The sequence below is a fragment of the Streptomyces sp. NPDC086147 genome, from assembly GCF_040702165.1.
Lineage (GTDB): Bacteria > Actinomycetota > Actinomycetes > Streptomycetales > Streptomycetaceae > Streptomyces.
The window spans coordinates 56,724-72,091 of record NZ_JBFBJO010000007.1 but is presented as its reverse complement, the minus strand read 5'-3'; the positions used below and the strand labels follow the sequence as shown (position 1 = coordinate 72,091).

General features: G+C 74.1%; 17 protein-coding genes. 10 read left to right on the top strand and 7 right to left on the bottom strand.

The genetic code is table 11. The features are described 5' to 3' along the window. The first annotated feature begins 100 nt into the window (after nt 1–100). Entirely contained in the window at nt 101–1,426 is a 1,326-nt protein-coding gene (locus tag AB0398_RS17580; protein ID WP_366376020.1) for an MFS transporter, read from the top strand. A gap of 33 nt (nt 1,427–1,459) precedes the next feature. Here the strand turns inward: AB0398_RS17580 and AB0398_RS17575 are convergent, their stop codons facing one another. Next, nucleotides 1,460–2,407, bottom strand: a complete 948-nt coding sequence (locus AB0398_RS17575) for an MBL fold metallo-hydrolase (RefSeq protein WP_366376418.1) — start codon at nt 2,405–2,407, stop codon at nt 1,460–1,462. Nucleotides 2,408–2,566: 159 nt separating this feature from the next. Here AB0398_RS17575 and AB0398_RS17570 point away from each other — a divergent pair, with 159 nt between their 5' ends. Beyond that, nucleotides 2,567–3,580 carry an AraC family transcriptional regulator gene (locus tag AB0398_RS17570; protein ID WP_366376019.1) on the top strand — a complete coding sequence of 338 codons (1,014 nt, stop codon included), beginning with the start codon at nt 2,567–2,569 and terminating at the stop codon, nt 3,578–3,580. Here the strand turns inward: AB0398_RS17570 and AB0398_RS17565 are convergent. Together AB0398_RS17565 and mshA are read right to left on the bottom strand one after the other, a co-directional pair. Next, nucleotides 3,525–4,082 (bottom strand): YbjN domain-containing protein, encoded by a 558-nt coding sequence (locus tag AB0398_RS17565; RefSeq protein WP_366376018.1) that lies wholly within the window; start codon nt 4,080–4,082, stop codon nt 3,525–3,527. The two genes, AB0398_RS17570 and AB0398_RS17565, sit on opposite strands and share 56 nt — an antisense overlap. After that, nucleotides 4,075–5,442 carry a D-inositol-3-phosphate glycosyltransferase gene (mshA, locus tag AB0398_RS17560; protein ID WP_366376016.1) on the bottom strand — a complete coding sequence of 456 codons (1,368 nt, stop codon included), beginning with the start codon at nt 5,440–5,442 and terminating at the stop codon, nt 4,075–4,077. Before mshA ends, AB0398_RS17565 begins: the two co-directional genes overlap by 8 nt. 348 nt (nt 5,443–5,790) lie before the next feature. On the opposite strand from mshA, the gene AB0398_RS17555 reads away from it, so the two are divergent. The 3 genes from AB0398_RS17555 to AB0398_RS17545 all read left to right on the top strand — a co-directional run bounded on the left by AB0398_RS17555 (nt 5,791) and on the right by AB0398_RS17545 (nt 9,534). Then, nucleotides 5,791–6,585, top strand: coding sequence for a class I SAM-dependent methyltransferase (locus AB0398_RS17555; RefSeq protein WP_366376015.1), 795 nt, complete (start codon nt 5,791–5,793; stop codon nt 6,583–6,585). A gap of 232 nt (nt 6,586–6,817) precedes the next feature. Then, the gene (locus AB0398_RS17550) at nt 6,818–7,864 is read left to right on the top strand and encodes a C40 family peptidase (RefSeq protein WP_366376013.1); all 1,047 of its coding nucleotides are present in this window, start codon (nt 6,818–6,820) and stop codon (nt 7,862–7,864) included. Nucleotides 7,865–8,298: 434 nt separating this feature from the next. Then, nucleotides 8,299–9,534 carry a PP2C family protein-serine/threonine phosphatase gene (locus AB0398_RS17545; RefSeq protein ID WP_366376417.1) on the top strand — a complete coding sequence of 412 codons (1,236 nt, stop codon included), beginning with the start codon at nt 8,299–8,301 and terminating at the stop codon, nt 9,532–9,534. A 41-nt stretch (nt 9,535–9,575) separates the two neighbouring features. Here the strand turns inward: AB0398_RS17545 and AB0398_RS17540 are convergent, their stop codons facing one another. The 3 genes from AB0398_RS17540 to AB0398_RS17530 all read right to left on the bottom strand — a co-directional run bounded on the left by AB0398_RS17540 (nt 9,576) and on the right by AB0398_RS17530 (nt 11,077). Next, on the bottom strand, nt 9,576–9,920 hold the full coding sequence (locus tag AB0398_RS17540) for a DUF2516 family protein (RefSeq protein WP_366376011.1): 345 nt from the start codon (nt 9,918–9,920) through the stop codon (nt 9,576–9,578). Between the two features lie 90 nt (nt 9,921–10,010). Next, nucleotides 10,011–10,592: a hypothetical protein gene (locus tag AB0398_RS17535; RefSeq protein WP_366376009.1), complete on the bottom strand. Its 582-nt coding sequence runs from the start codon at nt 10,590–10,592 to the stop codon at nt 10,011–10,013. A 35-nt stretch (nt 10,593–10,627) separates the two neighbouring features. Next, nucleotides 10,628–11,077, bottom strand: coding sequence for a helix-turn-helix transcriptional regulator (locus tag AB0398_RS17530; protein ID WP_366376007.1), 450 nt, complete (start codon nt 11,075–11,077; stop codon nt 10,628–10,630). A gap of 180 nt (nt 11,078–11,257) precedes the next feature. Here AB0398_RS17530 and AB0398_RS17525 point away from each other — a divergent pair, with 180 nt between their 5' ends. Next, on the top strand, nt 11,258–11,881 hold the full coding sequence (locus tag AB0398_RS17525; protein ID WP_366376005.1) for a histidine phosphatase family protein: 624 nt from the start codon (nt 11,258–11,260) through the stop codon (nt 11,879–11,881). A gap of 96 nt (nt 11,882–11,977) precedes the next feature. Then, nucleotides 11,978–12,880, top strand: a complete 903-nt coding sequence (locus tag AB0398_RS17520) for an endonuclease/exonuclease/phosphatase family protein (RefSeq protein ID WP_366376002.1) — start codon at nt 11,978–11,980, stop codon at nt 12,878–12,880. Here AB0398_RS17520 and AB0398_RS17515 read toward each other — a convergent pair. Beyond that, nucleotides 12,867–13,424 (bottom strand): HAD domain-containing protein, encoded by a 558-nt coding sequence (locus AB0398_RS17515; protein WP_366376415.1) that lies wholly within the window; start codon nt 13,422–13,424, stop codon nt 12,867–12,869. The genes AB0398_RS17520 and AB0398_RS17515 overlap by 14 nt on opposite strands. A 111-nt stretch (nt 13,425–13,535) precedes the next feature. Between AB0398_RS17515 and AB0398_RS17510 the strand changes: the two genes are divergently transcribed. From AB0398_RS17510 to AB0398_RS17500, 3 genes are all read left to right on the top strand, one after another. Next, nucleotides 13,536–13,931: a helix-turn-helix transcriptional regulator gene (locus tag AB0398_RS17510; protein WP_366376000.1), complete on the top strand. Its 396-nt coding sequence runs from the start codon at nt 13,536–13,538 to the stop codon at nt 13,929–13,931. Between the two features lie 121 nt (nt 13,932–14,052). Beyond that, the gene (locus AB0398_RS17505; RefSeq protein WP_366375998.1) at nt 14,053–14,469 is read left to right on the top strand and encodes a VOC family protein; all 417 of its coding nucleotides are present in this window, start codon (nt 14,053–14,055) and stop codon (nt 14,467–14,469) included. Between the two features lie 59 nt (nt 14,470–14,528). Beyond that, nucleotides 14,529–15,242: a DUF5710 domain-containing protein gene (locus tag AB0398_RS17500; protein WP_366375996.1), complete on the top strand. Its 714-nt coding sequence runs from the start codon at nt 14,529–14,531 to the stop codon at nt 15,240–15,242. The last annotated feature ends 126 nt before the right edge of the window (nt 15,243–15,368 follow it).

Genomic DNA, 15,368 nt, shown 5'->3' with positions numbered 1-15,368 from the left:
ACGCTCGACGCGCGTCGTCAATTGAGTGGTGTCCGGCATGAGAGATGCGTAAGTTACGCAGAGCCGTATAGGGGCTTACTTACGCCAGGGGGCGCCACACATGTCCATCAGTACGCTCAGACGATCGGCCCGCGAGACGGTCTCCGGTCTTCCACCCGGCTTCTGGTGGCTCTGGCTCTCCACCCTCGTCAACCGGACCGGCGCCTTCGTCCTCACCTTCCTCTCCCTCTACCTGACCCTGGAACTCGGGCACTCCGCCTGGTTCGCCGGGCTCGTCGTCGCCCTCCACGGTCTCGGCGGCATCGCCGGCTCCCCGCTCGGCGGCGTGCTCACCGACCGCTGGGGCCGCCGCCCCACCATGGTCACCATGCACCTCGCGGGCGCCGCCTGCGCCGCCGCCCTCGCCGTCGTCACCAGCGCCTGGGGCATCGCCGTCGTCGTCCTGCTGATGGGCGTCGCCATGCAGGCCGTCCGGCCCCCCATCAACGCCACCATCGCCGACATGGTCCCCGCCCACGACGTGCGCCGGGCCTACGCCCTCAACTACTGGGCCCTCAACCTCGGCTTCGCCGTCGCCGCCATCGGCGGCGGCGCCGCGGCCTTCCTCGGCTACCGCACCCTCTTCGTCGTCGACGCCGCCGCCACCGTCCTGTGCGCCGTCATCGTCTTCCTCCGGCTCCCCGAGACCCGGCCCGAACGGCAGCCCCGGGAGGAGGGGAAGTCCGCCGCCGAGGAGAAGGTCAGCACGCTCACCGTGCTGCGCGACGCGCCCTTCCGGACGCTCGTCCTCCTCAACCTCCTCGTCTGTCTGGTCTTCACCGCTCCGTGGATCGGGCTTCCCCTGACCATGGCCGACCAGGGGCTCTCCCCCTCCTCCTACGGTGTCGTCATCGCCGTCAACGGCGTCGTCATCGTCGGCTTCCAGCTCCTCGTCAACAAGCTCACCGACAAGCGCTCCCCCGTCCTCCTCCTCGCCCTCTCCTCCCTCCTCTTCGGCCTCGGCACCGGCGCCACCGCCCTCGCCGGCTCCTCCGTCGCCTTCGCCGCGACCGTGGTCGTCTGGACCGTCGGCGAGATGATCCACGTCCCGACCAACGCCGCCGCCACCGCCCGCCTCGCCCCCGAGCACGCCCGCGGCCGCTACCAGGGCGTCATGGGCATCTCCTGGTCCGTCGCCGGTTTCGTCGCCCCGGTCCTCGCCGGCGCGATCGTCGACGGACCCGGCCCCGGCGTCCTCTGGGCGGCCACCGCCGTGATCGGCGTCCTCGCCGCCGCCGGTTACGCCACCCGGCTGCGGAAGGCCCTCGGGGAGGAGACCGAGGAGACCGGGGCCCCCGTTCCCGTGCCCGGTCCCCTGGCCTCGCCCGCGCCCGCTCCCGTCGTCGTGAAGGGCGGGGACGCCGAGGACTCCTCCGTCAGCTCCTGATCCGTCGGCGCCCGAGCCGTCAGACCCCGAGCCTCACCGGCCCGTCCACTCCGCCCAGTTCTTCAGGGCGAAGCCCCCGCCCTCCCTGCGCACCTCGGCCGCTCCCGCCCCGCCGAAGTGCGCGGGCACGACCAGTTCCCGGCGGTCCGCCGCCCGTTCGAGGATCCGGCGGCGGCTCGCCTCCGCCCCCGCCGGGTCCATGCAGAAGCAGCTTCCGTGCGAGGGGTCGAGGAGCTGTACGGGGCTGTGGACGAGGTCCCCGACGAAGACCGCCCGGTCTCCCCCGGATTCGAGCCGCAGCACCGCGGAGCCGGGCGTGTGGCCGGGCGCCGACTCCAGCACCAGGTTCCCGTCGATGCGGTGCTCCCCGTCCCACAGCACCGTCCGGCCCTCCCGGTGCACCGGCGCGACGCTGTCCTCGTAGACGAGCCGGTCCTGCGCGCGCAGCCCGCCGCCGTACGCGTTCCCCGGGCCGAAGTGGGCGTCGTCGGCCGCCGGGAGGAGGTACCGGGCGTTCGGGAACGCCGGCACCCACTCGCCCGGCCCGTCGCCGGGCCGGGTGTTCCAGCCGACGTGGTCCGCGTGCAGGTGCGTGTTCACGACCACGTCCACGTCCTCGGGCCGTACGCCCGCCCGCTCCAGGCTCCCGAGGAAACCGTCCCGCCGCCGGTGGAAGAGCGGCGCCCCCGGGCGCTCGCGCCCGTCGCCCACCCCCGTGTCGACCAGGACGGTCAGCCCCCCGCTGCGCAGCACCCAGCTCTGGAGCGCCATCTGCGCGCTGCCGTCGGCCGGGTTCCAGTGGTCCGGCACCAGCCACGCCTCGTTCTCCTCCCACAGACCGGGCCCGGCCCCCGGCACGAGGTCGCGGGCGGGCCCGAACGGGCCCCGCCACTCCACGACCCGGATGATCTCGACGTCCCCCAGGACCATGCGCCGCGCCTTCTCTTCGCTCGTGCCGTCGCCACTCGTGCCGTCGCTCATGCCGTCGCTCATGCCGTCGCTCATGCCGTCGCTCATGCCGTCGCTCATGCCGTCGCTCATGCCGTCGACCCTAGGGAGGCTTCGGTGAGCCGTTCAATGCCCGTACGGATCCCGTGGATACGCGTACGGCTCACGCCGGGTCGGCGGTACGGTGCCGCCATGGACGTGGTGAGCGACGCGATCTCGGCCGTACGGGTCGGGCGGCCCTTCTCCCACCGGCTGCGGACGGGCGGGCGCTGGTGCGCGCGGCTCGAACCGTACGACGGCGCCGGCTTCCACGTCCTCCTCGAAGGCTCCTGCTGGCTGCTGCCCGACGGCGGCGCCCCGGTCGCGCTCGGGCCGGGAGACGCCGTGCTGCTCCCGCACGGGACCGGGCACGTGATCGCCGACTCGCCCGCCGACGCGGAGACCGTCGCGCGGGCCGAGCCCTTCGTCCGCCGGGGCGACGGGGATCCGGCGAGCCGGACCGTGCCCGCGCCCCGGCCGGGAGAGCCCGCGGTGGTGATGCTCTGCGGCAAGTACCGGCTCGACCGCAGCCACGCGCACCCGCTCCTGGCCGAGCTCCCCTCCCTCGTCCACCTGCCGGACCGCGACGGCTCCTCCCCCGAACTCCGTTCCGCCGTAAGTCTGTTGGCGGGCGAGCTGGGTGAGGAGGAGGCCGAGCGGCCCGGGTCCGGCATCGCCCTGCCCAGCCTGCTCGACCTGCTGCTCGTCTACATGATCCGGTCCTGGATGGACGGGAGTACGGGCGGGAGCGCGGGCGGCGTCTGGCCTGCGGCCCTCGGCGACCCGGTGGCCGCCGCCGCGCTGCGCGCCCTGCACGCCGACCCGGCCGCGCCCTGGACCGTCGACCGGCTCGCGGCCGAGGCGGGCGTCTCCCGCGCCACCCTGGTCCGCCGCTTCACCGCCCGCGTCGGCCGGGCCCCGATGGCGTACCTCACCTGGTGGCGGCTGACCCGCGCCGCCGCCCTGCTCCGGAACGGCACGGACCCGCTGGGCACCGTCGCCCGCCTCGTCGGCTACAGCACGCCGTACGCGCTCTCGCACGCGTTCCGGCGCGAGTTCGGGGTCACGCCGGGGCGGTACCGGGAGAACGGGGAGGGGCGGAAGGACGCGCTCAGTCCGTCGGCTTCGTATCCGTATCCGTATCCGTATTCGTATTCGTATCCGTAGGAGACTTCTCCAGCAGGTTCTTGAACGCGTCCAGGTTCCGGGTCGACTCCCCCCGCGAGACCCGCCACGCGTACTCGCGCCGGATCGACGTCGCGAAGCCCAGCTCCAGGAGCGTGTTGAAGTCGCCGTCCGCCGCCTCCAGGACCGAGCCGAGCAGCCGGTCCAGCTCCTCGGGCGTGACGGCGGCGAGCGGGAGCTTGCCGGTGAGGTAGACGTCGCCGAGGCCGTCGATCGCGTAACCCACCCCGTACAGCTTGAGGTTGCGCTCCAGGAGCCAGCGGTGGACGCCCGCCTCGTTCTCGTCCGGGTGGCGGACGACGAAGGCGTTGAGGGAGAGGGAGTGGCGGCCCGCGCGGAGGGAGAGCGTCGTGAAGAGCTTGCGCGTGCCCGGGAGCTTGACGACGTAGGAGCCCGGTTCGGGGGACTCCCACTCCAGTTCCGCGTCGTCGAGCGTGGACTCGATCGTCTGCCTGACGTCCCCGGCGGTCTTGTCCTCAGCCATGGTGGGAGCGTACGCGACGCCGGTTGTCGCGCAGCCGGTGGTCGTGCACGGCGGCCGTGTAGACGTCCGCCGTGGCCGAGGCCGCCGTGTCCCAGCCGAAGGAGCTCGCGTGCGCCGCCGCCGCCTCGCCCATCCGGTCCGACAGGGCCGGGTCGTCCGCGAAGCGGCCGAGCGCCCGCGCGTAGTCCGCCGGGTCGTGGCCCTGCACGAGGAAGCCGGTCACGTCGTCCCGCACGGCCACGGGCAGGCCGCCCACCGCCGCCGCGACGACCGGGGTGCCGGCCGCCTGCGCCTCTATGGCGACCAGGCCGAACGACTCGCTGTACGAGGGCATGACGAGGACGCTGGCCGCGCGGAACCAGTCGGCGAGCCGCTCCTGGCCCACCGGCGGGTGGAAGCGCACGACGTCCGCGATGCCGAGCCGGGCGGCGAGCTTCTGGAGCCCCTCCGGCTTGGCCAGGCCGCTGCCGCTCGGGCCGCCGACCACGGGGACGACCATGCGGGAGCGCAGCGACGGGTCCCGGTCCAGGAGCCGGGCGGCCGCCCGGAGCAGGATGTCCGGGGCCTTCAACGGCTGTATCCGGCCGGCGAAGACCGGCACGAAGGCGTCCCGGGGCAGGCCGAGCCGGTCCCGGGCCGCGGCGCGGCCGTCGGCGGGGCGGAAGCGGTCGAGGTTGACGCCCGGGTGGACGACCGCGACCTTGCCGGGCTCCGCGTCGTAGAAGCGGGCCAGCTCGTCGGCCTCCTCGGCCGTGTTGGCGATCAGCCGGTCGGCGGCGGAGACGATCTGGGTCTCGCCGATCACGCGGGCCGCGGGCTCGGGCGTGTCGCCCTCGGCGAGCGAGGCGTTCTTGACCTTCGCCATGGTGTGCATGGCGTGGACGAGCGGGACGCCCCAGCGCTGGGCGGCGAGCCAGCCGACGTGGCCGGAGAGCCAGTAGTGGGAGTGGACGAGGTCGTAGTACCCCGGGCGGTGGCCCGCCCACGCCTGCATCACGCCGTGCGTGAAGGCGCAGAGCTGGGCCGGCAGCTCCTCCTTGGCCAGGCCCTCGTACGGGCCGGCGTCGACGTGCCGCACGAGCACGCCCGGCGTCAGCTCGACCACCGGGGGCAGGCCACCGGTGGTGGCCCGGGTGAAGATCTCCACCTCGATGTCGATGGCGGCGAGCCGCTTGGCCAGCTCGACGATGTAGACGTTCATGCCGCCCGCGTCGCCGGTGCCCGGCTGGTGCAGCGGCGAGGTGTGGACGCTGAGCATGGCCACGCGCCGGGGGGGCCGGGGCCGGCCGGGAAGCCGGAGCCGGGCCGGCGCCGGGTGCCGGTGCCGGGTACCGGCGAACCGGGACACGTACTGGCTCACGTCGGCGGTCCTTCCGCTCGGGGGCCGGGACCGGGGCCGGGGTCGGGACGCGGACCGGGGCCTTCGGTCTTCGGCGTGCGTTCGGCCGGTCGTCGGCCGGTCGTCTGCTGGTCTTCGGTTTTCGATCTGCTGGTCTGCTGGTCTTCGGTCTGCCGGTCTTCGGTTTTCGGGCCGCGCCGGACCGGGTCGTACCGGGTCGGGCATGGCGACAGGAGGACGCGGCACGTCCTCCAGCCGCGACAACACCGGAACGGTCCCTTTCATTTCCGGTGGCGGAGGCGTTTTGCCAATTCATTGCCGGAGGACGGAGCACGCGGCCCCCTCCCCCGCACCCCTTACGCTCTTGGCATGGCCCCGCGCACCACCCGCCCCGTCGGCACCCCGACCCGCGGGACCACCAACCCGAACCGGCTGCGCCGCATGGACCGCTGGATCGCCGCCGTCCACGGGCCCGCCCTCCGCCGCTCCCCCGAGCCGCCCCTCGCCGTCGACCTCGGGTACGGGGCCGCCCCCTGGACCGCCGTCGAACTGCTCGCCCGGCTGCGCACCGCCGAACCCCGCACCCGGCTGTACGGCGTCGAGATCGAGCCCGCCCGGGTCGAGGCCGCCCGGCCGTACGAGCACGAGGGGCTCTCCTTCCTGCACGGCGGCTTCGAGGTGCCGGTCCCCGGCCGGGTCGCCCTGGTCCGGGCCGCGAACGTGCTGCGCCAGTACGACGAGGAGCAGGTCGCGGCCGTCTGGGAGCGCCTGTGCCGGCGGCTCGCCCCGGGCGGGCTGCTCGTGGAGGGCACCTGCGACGAGATCGGGCGCCGGCACGTCTGGGTGGCGCTCGGTCCGGAGGGGCCCCGCACCGTGACCTTCGCCACCCGGCTCGGCTCGCTCGACCGTCCCTCCGACCTGGCGGAGCGGCTGCCGAAGGCGCTGATCCACCGGAACGTGCCGGGCGAGCCGGTGCACGCCTTCCTGCGGGACTTCGACCGGGCGTGGGCCGCGGCCGCCCCGTACGCCTCGCTCGGCGCGCGCCAGCGCTGGATCCGTTCCGTGCGCGACCTGGCGGCGGACTGGCCGCTGACGGACGGCCCGCGGCGGTGGCGCCAGGGGGAAGTGACGGTGCGGTGGGAGGCGTTGGCGCCTCGGGCGTGACGGCCGACCCGGGAACTCCGGCCGAACGGCCGACCCCTCCTCCGCCCCCTCTCCCACCGAATTCTCGCCATCCGTGGAACGCCACTCCCGCCCCATACGTCACCCATGGGGGGAACCCGTCCGACAGGCCTCGTTCTCCCTTGTTACTTTCCGGTTTCGCATGGCACTATCGCCAAGGTCACCGCCAGGTTACTGACGGTAAATCACTTGTGGGTCACCAGAGGGGGAGCTCGTGAACCGACGCCGCCGTGCCGCCGCGATCACCATGATCTGCGCCTTGGCCGTGCTGGCCTCCCCCGCGCTGACCCTCCAGGCCTCCGCCGCGCCGCTGCCCCCTCCCCCGCCGAAGAAGAGCCTGGAGGAGGTGCGCAAGGAGATCGACGGTCTGTACCGGCAGGCCGCCGTCGCCACCGACGCGTACAACCTCGCCGAGGAGAAGGCCAAGGAGCAGTCCACCGAGATCGTCCGGGTCAACCGGATGCTCGCGGAGGGGCGCGAGAAGATCGAGAGCCTCAAGGTCCAGGCCGGCGCCGCCGCCCGTTCCCAGTACCGCAACGGCGGGCTGCCCGAGGGCGCGCACCTCATCCTCACCAACGACCCGCAGCTCTTCCTCGACGCCGCGGGACGCATCAAGGACGGCGCGAAGGCCACCAAGGACCTCCTCGCCGAGATGACCCGCACCCAGGCCTCGCTGGACGTCTACGCCAAGGAGGCGAGCGACCACTGGACCAGGCTGGAGGCCAACCGCGTCCGGCAGGCCGCGGCGCGCAAGGAGATCAACGCCAAGATCGACGCGGCCAAGAAGCTGGAGTCCGAGCTCGCCGCCGAGGAGCGGGAGCGGCTGCGCCGCCTGGAGGAGCAGGCCCAGAAGGACGCCCAGCGGACCTGGCTCGACGCCGGCGCCCTCAAGGGGCTGAAGACGGAGGCGACCGCGGAGGGCCTGAGGGCGGTCGAGTTCGCGACGGCCCAGATCGGCAAGCCGTACGGCTGGGGCGACGAGGGCCCCGGCTCCTTCGACTGCTCCGGCCTCACCCAGAGCGCCTGGGGCGCGGCGGGCCTCCGGATCCCGCGCACCTCGCAGGAGCAGTGGCGGCTGCTGCCGCGCGTGGACGTCAAGGACATGCGGCCGGGCGACCTGATCGTCTACTTCGAGGACGCGAGCCACATCGGGATGTACGTCGGGAACGGGACGATGGTGCACGCACCGCGCCCGGGACGGAACATCACCCTCGCGGGCGCGGGCTCGATGGAGATCCTGGGAGTCGTCCGCCCGGTGTGAGCGGTGGGCCCGCGTAAGCAGCAGGTCCGCACGAACGGCGGGCGAGCGGGCGGCGTCCCGCGAGCCCCGCATCGCCCCTCCCGACGTGACGGAGAAAGCCCCGGCCGCAGGCCCGCCCGTCGCACCCGCGTGACCTTTCTCATTGCCCCCGGAACCGCTCCCACCTGCCCTACGGGGGCGAGTACCTCCCCTTCCGCGGCATATGCCAACCGTGGCGCGCGCACTCACAGCCGATCTCCATTCCGCTGCGCACCGTCCTGGCGCTAGGGTCCGGGACGGGCGGGGTGCCATCCGGTGCTCCGCGCCCCCTCGGGGGGAGGGAAGGAAAAACCGGACCGATGCCCGTATCCGTACCGCGTCAGAGAAACGTCTCTGCCGCCGCGGGCCCCGGCGACGACATCGACACGGACGCCACCGATACGGACGCCAGCGCCATGGACGCCACCGCTATGACAGGCACAGTCACCGGCACCGACCGCACCGATCTGACCCTCCTGGTCGTCGAGGACGACCCGGCGGGCGCCCTCGCCGTACCCGAACTCCTCGACGCGGCGGACGCCGTCGGCACCCGGGTCCGCATCCGTACCGCCCGCAACCTCACCGAGGCCGAGCGGCTGCTCACCGACGACGTCCACTGCGTCCTCGTCGACCTCTCGCTGCCCGGCCCCCGGGCCGCCGCCGGCGACGACCCGCTCGCCCCGCTCCGGCACATCCTGCGCCTGGCCCCGCGCCACGCCGTCCTCGCGCTCGCGGCCTCGGCCGACGCGGAGCTGGCCGCCGAGGCGGTACGGGTCGGGGCCCAGGACCACCTCTTCCGCGAGGAGCTCGACGGGCGGCTGCTCAGCCGGGCCATCCGGTACGCGGTCGAGCGCAAGCGGGCCGACGCCGTGCAGGTGAAGCTGGCCGAGTCCCGGCTGCGGGCCCAGGAGAACGCCCGCCTGGAGCGCGGACTGCTCCCGACGCCGCTCCTGGAGGGCTCCGACCTGCGGTTCGCGGCCCACTACCGGCCCGGCCGGTCCCGCGCGCTGCTCGGCGGCGACTTCTACGACGTCGTCCGCACCCCGGACGGCACCGTCCACGCCATGATCGGCGACGTCTGCGGCCACGGCCCGGACGAGGCGGCGCTCGGGGTCGAGCTGCGGATCGCCTGGCGGGCGCTGACCTTCGCGGGCCTGTGCGGGGACGAGCTGCTCTCGACGATGCAGCAGGTCCTGGAGCACGAGCGGGAGAGCGAGGAGATCTTCGCGACCCTCTGCACGGTCGACATCGCGCCCGACGGACGCCGGGCCGGCCTCTGCCTGGCCGGGCACCCCTCGCCCCTGATCGCCCGGCAGGGACGGGCCGCGCGGCTCCTGCCGTACGAGGACGGCGGCCCGGCCCTGGGGCTGCTGCCGCGCGCCCGCTGGCCGCGCCGCCAGGTGGAGCTGGGCGGGGCGTGGAGCCTGCTCATGTACACGGACGGGCTGATCGAGGGCCGCTCGGCCGGACCCGGTTCGCCGCGCCTCGGCCAGGAGGGGATGGTCGCGATGATGAACCGGCAGCTGGATGCGGGCCTGCGGGGCGAGGAGCTCCTGGAGGCGGCCGTGACGGAGGTCCGGTCCCTGAACGGCGGCGAGCTGACGGACGACGTGGCCGTCCTGGCCCTGGAAAGGGACAGGGCCCGGGGATAGCCCCGGGCCCTGTCGCCGCCTGCTTCGTCGCTCCCGCTCCGCTACCGGCCGCCGTTGTAGGGGCCGTACGGTCCGTCGCTGCTGGAACCGCCGCCCCGGGGACCGCGGCCGCCGCCCGACACCTGCGCGAGCGCGGGACGCACGTCCACCATGAACACGATGGCGGCGATCACTCCGGCGATCTGCAGGAACAGCATCGGCAGGAGCAGGTTCAGGACGAGGTTGACGGCCAGAATGATCAGCCAGAACTTCTTCGTCTGCTTGTCCGCGGCGCGGTAGGCGTCCTCGCGCGCCATGGCGGCGAAGACGAGCGCGGCGACGGCGAAGCCGGTGAAGACCAGGAACATCACCAGGTTAAGGAGGGAATCGAATCCCGCGCGCAACATGCTGAGCACCGCCTAGTGGGGATGGAGAGAGAGCGCCTCACGGTCAAGGTACCCGGTACGACGCTCCGTGTACCCGTACGGGGGCCGCCCCTACTCCTTCTCGGCGGCGACCGACACCTTCTTGGCGGGCGCCTTGCGGGCGGTGGTCTTCTTGGCGGCCGCCTTCTTCTCCTCGGCCTCGGCCTGGATCGTCCCGACCGTCTTGGCCCCGTCGGTCCCGTCGGCCTTCGGCTCCGCGTCGGGCTCGACGGCGATGGCGATCTCGGTGATCTCCTCGGCGGCCTCGCCGCGCCAGGCGCGGACGGTCTCCTCGCCGTGGGCGGCGACCTCCTCGTACTTCTCGCGCGCCTTGACCGCGTACTCGGCGGCGACGCCGACCCCGCGCAGGGCGAGGTCCTGGGCGGTCTCGCCGAGCTTCTTGAGGTCGGTGTCGAGGACCTCGACGACCTCGGCGAACTTCGTCCGGGCGGTGGCCTGGGCCTCCTTGGCCTGGGTCGTCACCCGCTCCTGCACGACCTTCGGGTCGGTCTTGCGGACGGCCTCGATGCGCGCGGGCGCCTCGGCCGCGATCTGCTCGATCAGGCCGGGAACCTTCCGGGCCTGCCGCACGGCGAGGTCGGCGGTGCCGGCGGCGAAGTAGAGGGGGGTACGCAGTTCGTCGATGATGGGCATGCTGGTGTTCCTCCCGGATGTGACGTACGTACTGGCTAGCGCGAAGGCGGTTCTTCGGCATCGGGCACGGGCGCGGGCACCTGCGCGGGCCCGGGGACGTCGTCCCCGGAGACGTTCGCGGAAGCGGCCTCGGCGGCGTTCTCCTTGCGGAACGAGTCGTAGATCTGGAGCAGCACCTGCTTCTGCCGCTCGTTGATCGAGGGATCGGCCAGGATGACGGCGCGCGTCTCCAGCTCCTCCCGCTCCTTCTCGTCGAGGATCCCGGCCCGTACGTAGAGCGTCTCGGCGGAGATCCGCAGCGCCTTCGCGACCTGCTGCAGCACCTCGGCGCTGGGCTTCCGCAGCCCCCGCTCGATCTGGCTCAGGTACGGATTCGACACCCCGGCGGCCTCGGCGAGCTGCCGCAGCGACAGCTGCGCGGTCCTCCGCTGCTCGCGGAGGTAGTCGCCGAGATTGCCGAGATTGCCGACGTTGAGCGATGCCATGCTCCGACCATGCCAGCCCTTGCTAACTATTGCAAGCGACTGCTTGCAATAGTGGCGCTCGTGTCAAGTGCGGGGAATGGGGCCGGGGAACGGGGCCAAGGCTCGGCGGAACCGGGCGGGGAGGGACCGGCGTCCCTCGCAGGCGTACGAGATCACCGGTCGGCGACGGAGGCCCGGGACATGACGGACACGGCTGCGCGATACCTCTACCTCGCCCGGCACGGGGAGGCGTCGGCGGACGAGAGCGCCCTGACGGAGAACGGGCGGCGCCAGGCCGTCCTGCTCGGCGAACGGCTCCGGGGCGCCCCGCTGTCGGTGATCCACCACGGCCCGCTGCCCCGCGCCGAGGAGACCGCCCGGCTGATCGGCGCACAGCTCGACGGCGTTCCGCTGCGGCGGTCGGAGGCGGCCGGCGACTACGTCCCCCACCTGCCGGCGAGGGAGGAACTGCCGCCGGACTCGGCCGACGCCCTGCTCGCCTTTCTCTCCGGCGTTACGGAGGAGGAGCGCGACCTCGGCCGGGAGCTGGCCCGGGAGGCGCTCGCGGAGTTCACGGGCCCGGTCGACGGCGAACACCCCCGCCACGAGCTGGTGGTCACGCACAACTTCCTCGTCGGCTGGCTCGTCCGGGCCGCCCTCGACGCGCCCGCGTGGCGCTGGCTGGGCCTCAACCAGGGCAACGCGGCCCTGACGGTCCTCCGCTACGCGCCCGGCCGGCCGGCCACCGTGCTGTTCTCCAACGACATGCGGCACCTGCCCGAGGAACTGCGCTGGACCGGCTTCCCGCCCGAGCTCTCCATCTGATCCTCCGTACGGCACCAGGGCGAGAGGGCGAGGGCGGGAGTGGCGGTGAGGTGGCGGGGAGCCCGGAGGACGGGGTCGGGGCGGAGGCCCGGGCGGGTGATCGGCGGGGTCGCGGTGGCGACCGCCGGCCTGCTGCTGTTCCACCGGGCCGTGCCCGGTCCCCCCGGCGGTCTCCTCGCCTCCTTCCTGCCCTGGCTCGGCCTGATCGTCGTGGTGCTGTCCGGGCTCGCGCTGCTGCGCCGTTCCGGCATCGCACTGGCCGCGCTCGTCCTGCCGGCGGCGGCCTGGGCGTACGCGTTCGGCGGGCTGCTCCTGCCCGGCGAGGGGCCGGGCGGCGGGCCGTACGGACTCGTCGTCGTGCAGCACAACGTGAGCGACGAGAACCCCGACCCGGCCGGCACCGCCCGCGCGCTGGCCGCCGCCGGGCCCGACCTCGTCGCCCTGGAGGAGCTGGTGCCCCCGGCGCTCTCCGTCTATGAGGAGGTGCTCACGCCGGAGTACCCGTACCGCGCCGTCCACGGCACGGTCGGGCTCTGGTCGAGGCATCCGCTCACGGGGGTGCGCCCGGTGGACATCAAGCCGCCGGAGATCACCGAGCCGTGGGAGCGGGGGCTGCGGGCCGTTGCCCGCACGCCGCGCGGCGACGTCGCGGTGTACGTCGCGCACCTGCCCTCGGTACGGATCGGGGCGGGCGGTCTGGCGTCCTCCCGGCGCGACGAGAGCGCCCGGCGGCTCGGGGACGCCGTCGCCGCCGAGGAGGTGGCGGCGGTGGTCCTGCTCGGCGACCTCAACGGCACCGTCGACGACCGCGGCCTCGACCCGCTGACCTCGCGCCTCGGCGCGGCCCGGCGCGGTCTCGCCCCCAGCTTCCCCGCCGCCTTCCCGGTGGCCCGCATCGACCAGGTCATGGCCCGCTCGGCGGCCGTCGGCCGGATCCGCACCCTGCCCGCCACCGGCAGCGATCACCTGCCGGTCCTCGCCCGGGTCACCCTGCGCTGAGACCCAGGGCGTCCAGCCACCCTGCGAGGGCCGTGAAGTCCGCGTCCGTGAGGCCGTCGCGGGGGTCGACGCGCCGGAGGAGGGCCGGGGCCCGGTGGTGGGCGGCCACCCAGGCCCGGTCGGCCCCGGTGATCTCGTCGTCCACCCAGACGAAGGGGCGGCCGGCGGCCCGGGCGACGAGGGGGCGGGTCTTCCAGTGGAGGCCCGTGCGCTCGCGCTCGGCCACGTCCTCGTCGGTCTCGTCCGGCCAGAGCACCACCGGAAGGTCCGGCAGGCCCAGCCAGGGCGCGACGTACGCGTTCGCGTCGTCCATCCACGTCGTCGCCCACACCAGCTCGCACCCCGTCGCCGCCAGACGCGGACCGAGCCCGGGGTCTACCCGCGCGAGGAGCGGGTTCATGCCGTCGTCCGGTCCTCCCGCGGGCGGGAGGTACGTCGGGTAGCCCCCGGGGTGCCGCGTCGACGGCCCTCCGAAGGGGATGAGAGGGCCGTCGACGTCCAGGAAGAGGAGGGGGAGGGGCGAGGGGTTCCCTCGGCGGGGGATCGGCGGGTGCGGGGACACGTCCTCACCGTACGCGGCCGGGAAGGCCTCACCCACCGGGCCGGAAAGGGCGTACCCCCGGTCCCGGACCCCCTGCCGTGCCATCCTGGGAAGGTGAACCTGGAGGACCTGGTACGGCTGCGGCGCGCACGCGACACGATGGACCGCGACTACGCGTCGCCCCTGGACGTACCGGCCCTGGCGAAGGTGGCCCTGATGTCGACCGGGCACTTCGCGCGGAGCTTCCGCGCCGCCTTCGGGGAGACGCCCTACAGCTATCTGATGACCCGTCGCGTCGAGCGGGCCAAGGCGCTGCTGCGGCGGGGCGACCTGAGCGTCACCGAGGTCTGCTTCGAGGTGGGGTGCACCTCGCTCGGGTCGTTCAGCTCGCGCTTCACCGAGCTGGTCGGGGAGACCCCGAGCGCGTACCGGGCCCGCGACCACGCGGAGGGCGCCGAGATCCCCGCGTGCGTCGCCAAGGTCCTCACCCGGCCCGTCAGGAACGGGTAGCGGATCGGCCGGGGCGGAAGGGCCGGGACCGGGAGGCCGGGGACCGGTCGGGAACGGCCGCCGGGCGAACGGTCAGGATCGGAGAAGCGGGAGCCCGGGCCCCCGCCGTAGCGTCGATCCCATGGACATCACACTCTCGCAGTGCTTCATCGCCGTCGACGACCACGACAAGGCGCTCTCCTTCTACCGCGACGCCCTCGGGCTCGACGTGCGCGACGACGTCGGCTTCGAGGGGATGCGCTGGGTGACCCTCGGCTCGCCCGCGCAGCCCGGCGTGGAGATCGTCCTCGAACCGCCGCTCGCCGACCCGGGCGCCTCCCCCGCCGACCGGCAGGCCGTCGCGGAGCTGCTCGCCAAGGGCCTGCTGCGCGGCGTGATCTTCTCCACCGACGACGTCGACGCCACCTTCGAGCGGATCCGGGAGTCCGGCGCCGAGGTCCTCCAGGAGCCGTTCGACCAGCCGTACGGCGTCCGCGACTGCGCCTTCCGCGACCCGGCCGGGAACATGATCCGCTTCGCCCGGCGCCGTACCGGCTGACCCTCGCCCCGGTGCCCGGCCCGTGGCAGCATGGGCCGGGGCCGACAGGGAGGGCGGGCATGGCGGTCGAACGGATCTGGCTGGACGTTCCGTACGCCGAGAAGGACGAGGCGAAGCGCGGCGGCGCCCGCTGGGACCCGGCGGCCAGGCGGTGGTACGCGCCCCGGCCGGGGATGGCGGAGCTCGCCCGCTGGACCGCCGCCGCCGACGTCCCCGAGCTGCTGCCCGGGGAGGACCGGAGCCTCGGCAGCGGTCTGTTCGTCGACCTCGTGCCCCGGACCTGCTGGTTCACCAACGTGCGGTCCTGCGTCGCCCCCGCCGACTGGGAGCGGCTGCGCCGGATGATCACCCGCCGGGCCGGGCAGCGCTGCGAGGCCTGCGGGGCGGGCGAGGACCGTGGGGCCCGGCGGTGGCTGGAGGCCCACGAGCGCTGGACCTTCGACGAGGCCGCCCGCGTCCAGACCCTCAAGCGGCTCATCTGCCTGTGCACCGACTGCCACACCGTCACGCACTTCGGCCTCGCCCAGGTGCGCGGCCTCCAGGACCGGGCCCTCGCCCACCTGCGGAAGGTCACCGGGATGGGCGAGGCGCAGGCGCGCGAGCACGTGGAGATCGCCTTCGAGGTCTGGGACCACCGCTCCCGGCACGACTGGGAGCTCGACCTCGGCATCCTCACCGGCGCGGGCGTCACCCTCGCCGCGCCCCCGCACGCGGACGCGCGCGCCCGGGTCGCGGTGGAGACGCTGAACCGGCTGGGCGGCGGGAGGCCGTAGCCGGTCCCGGGCGGGGAGGCGGTAGCCGGTCCCGGGCGGGGAGGCGGTAGCCGGTCCCGGGCCGGGAGGCCGTGGCCCCGGCGCGCACCGCGTCCCCGTCCCCACCCCCGTACGGAACCCCACTTC

Excerpts from the sequence above, each read along its gene's own strand:
- AB0398_RS17580 (WP_366376020.1), top strand. The coding sequence starts at position 101 with ATGTCCATCAGTACGCTCAGACGATCGGCCCGCGAGACGGTCTCCGGT.
- AB0398_RS17575 (WP_366376418.1), bottom strand. The coding sequence starts at position 2,407 with ATGAGCGACGGCACGAGTGGCGACGGCACGAGCGAAGAGAAGGCGCGG.
- AB0398_RS17570 (WP_366376019.1), top strand. The coding sequence starts at position 2,567 with ATGGACGTGGTGAGCGACGCGATCTCGGCCGTACGGGTCGGGCGGCCC.
- AB0398_RS17565 (WP_366376018.1), bottom strand. The coding sequence starts at position 4,082 with ATGGCTGAGGACAAGACCGCCGGGGACGTCAGGCAGACGATCGAGTCC.
- AB0398_RS17555 (WP_366376015.1), top strand. The coding sequence starts at position 5,791 with ATGGCCCCGCGCACCACCCGCCCCGTCGGCACCCCGACCCGCGGGACC.
- AB0398_RS17545 (WP_366376417.1), top strand. The coding sequence starts at position 8,299 with ATGGACGCCACCGCTATGACAGGCACAGTCACCGGCACCGACCGCACC.
- AB0398_RS17540 (WP_366376011.1), bottom strand. The coding sequence starts at position 9,920 with ATGTTGCGCGCGGGATTCGATTCCCTCCTTAACCTGGTGATGTTCCTG.
- AB0398_RS17535 (WP_366376009.1), bottom strand. The coding sequence starts at position 10,592 with ATGCCCATCATCGACGAACTGCGTACCCCCCTCTACTTCGCCGCCGGC.
- AB0398_RS17530 (WP_366376007.1), bottom strand. The coding sequence starts at position 11,077 with ATGGCATCGCTCAACGTCGGCAATCTCGGCAATCTCGGCGACTACCTC.
- AB0398_RS17525 (WP_366376005.1), top strand. The coding sequence starts at position 11,258 with ATGACGGACACGGCTGCGCGATACCTCTACCTCGCCCGGCACGGGGAG.
- AB0398_RS17505 (WP_366375998.1), top strand. The coding sequence starts at position 14,053 with ATGGACATCACACTCTCGCAGTGCTTCATCGCCGTCGACGACCACGAC.
- AB0398_RS17500 (WP_366375996.1), top strand. The coding sequence starts at position 14,529 with ATGGCGGTCGAACGGATCTGGCTGGACGTTCCGTACGCCGAGAAGGAC.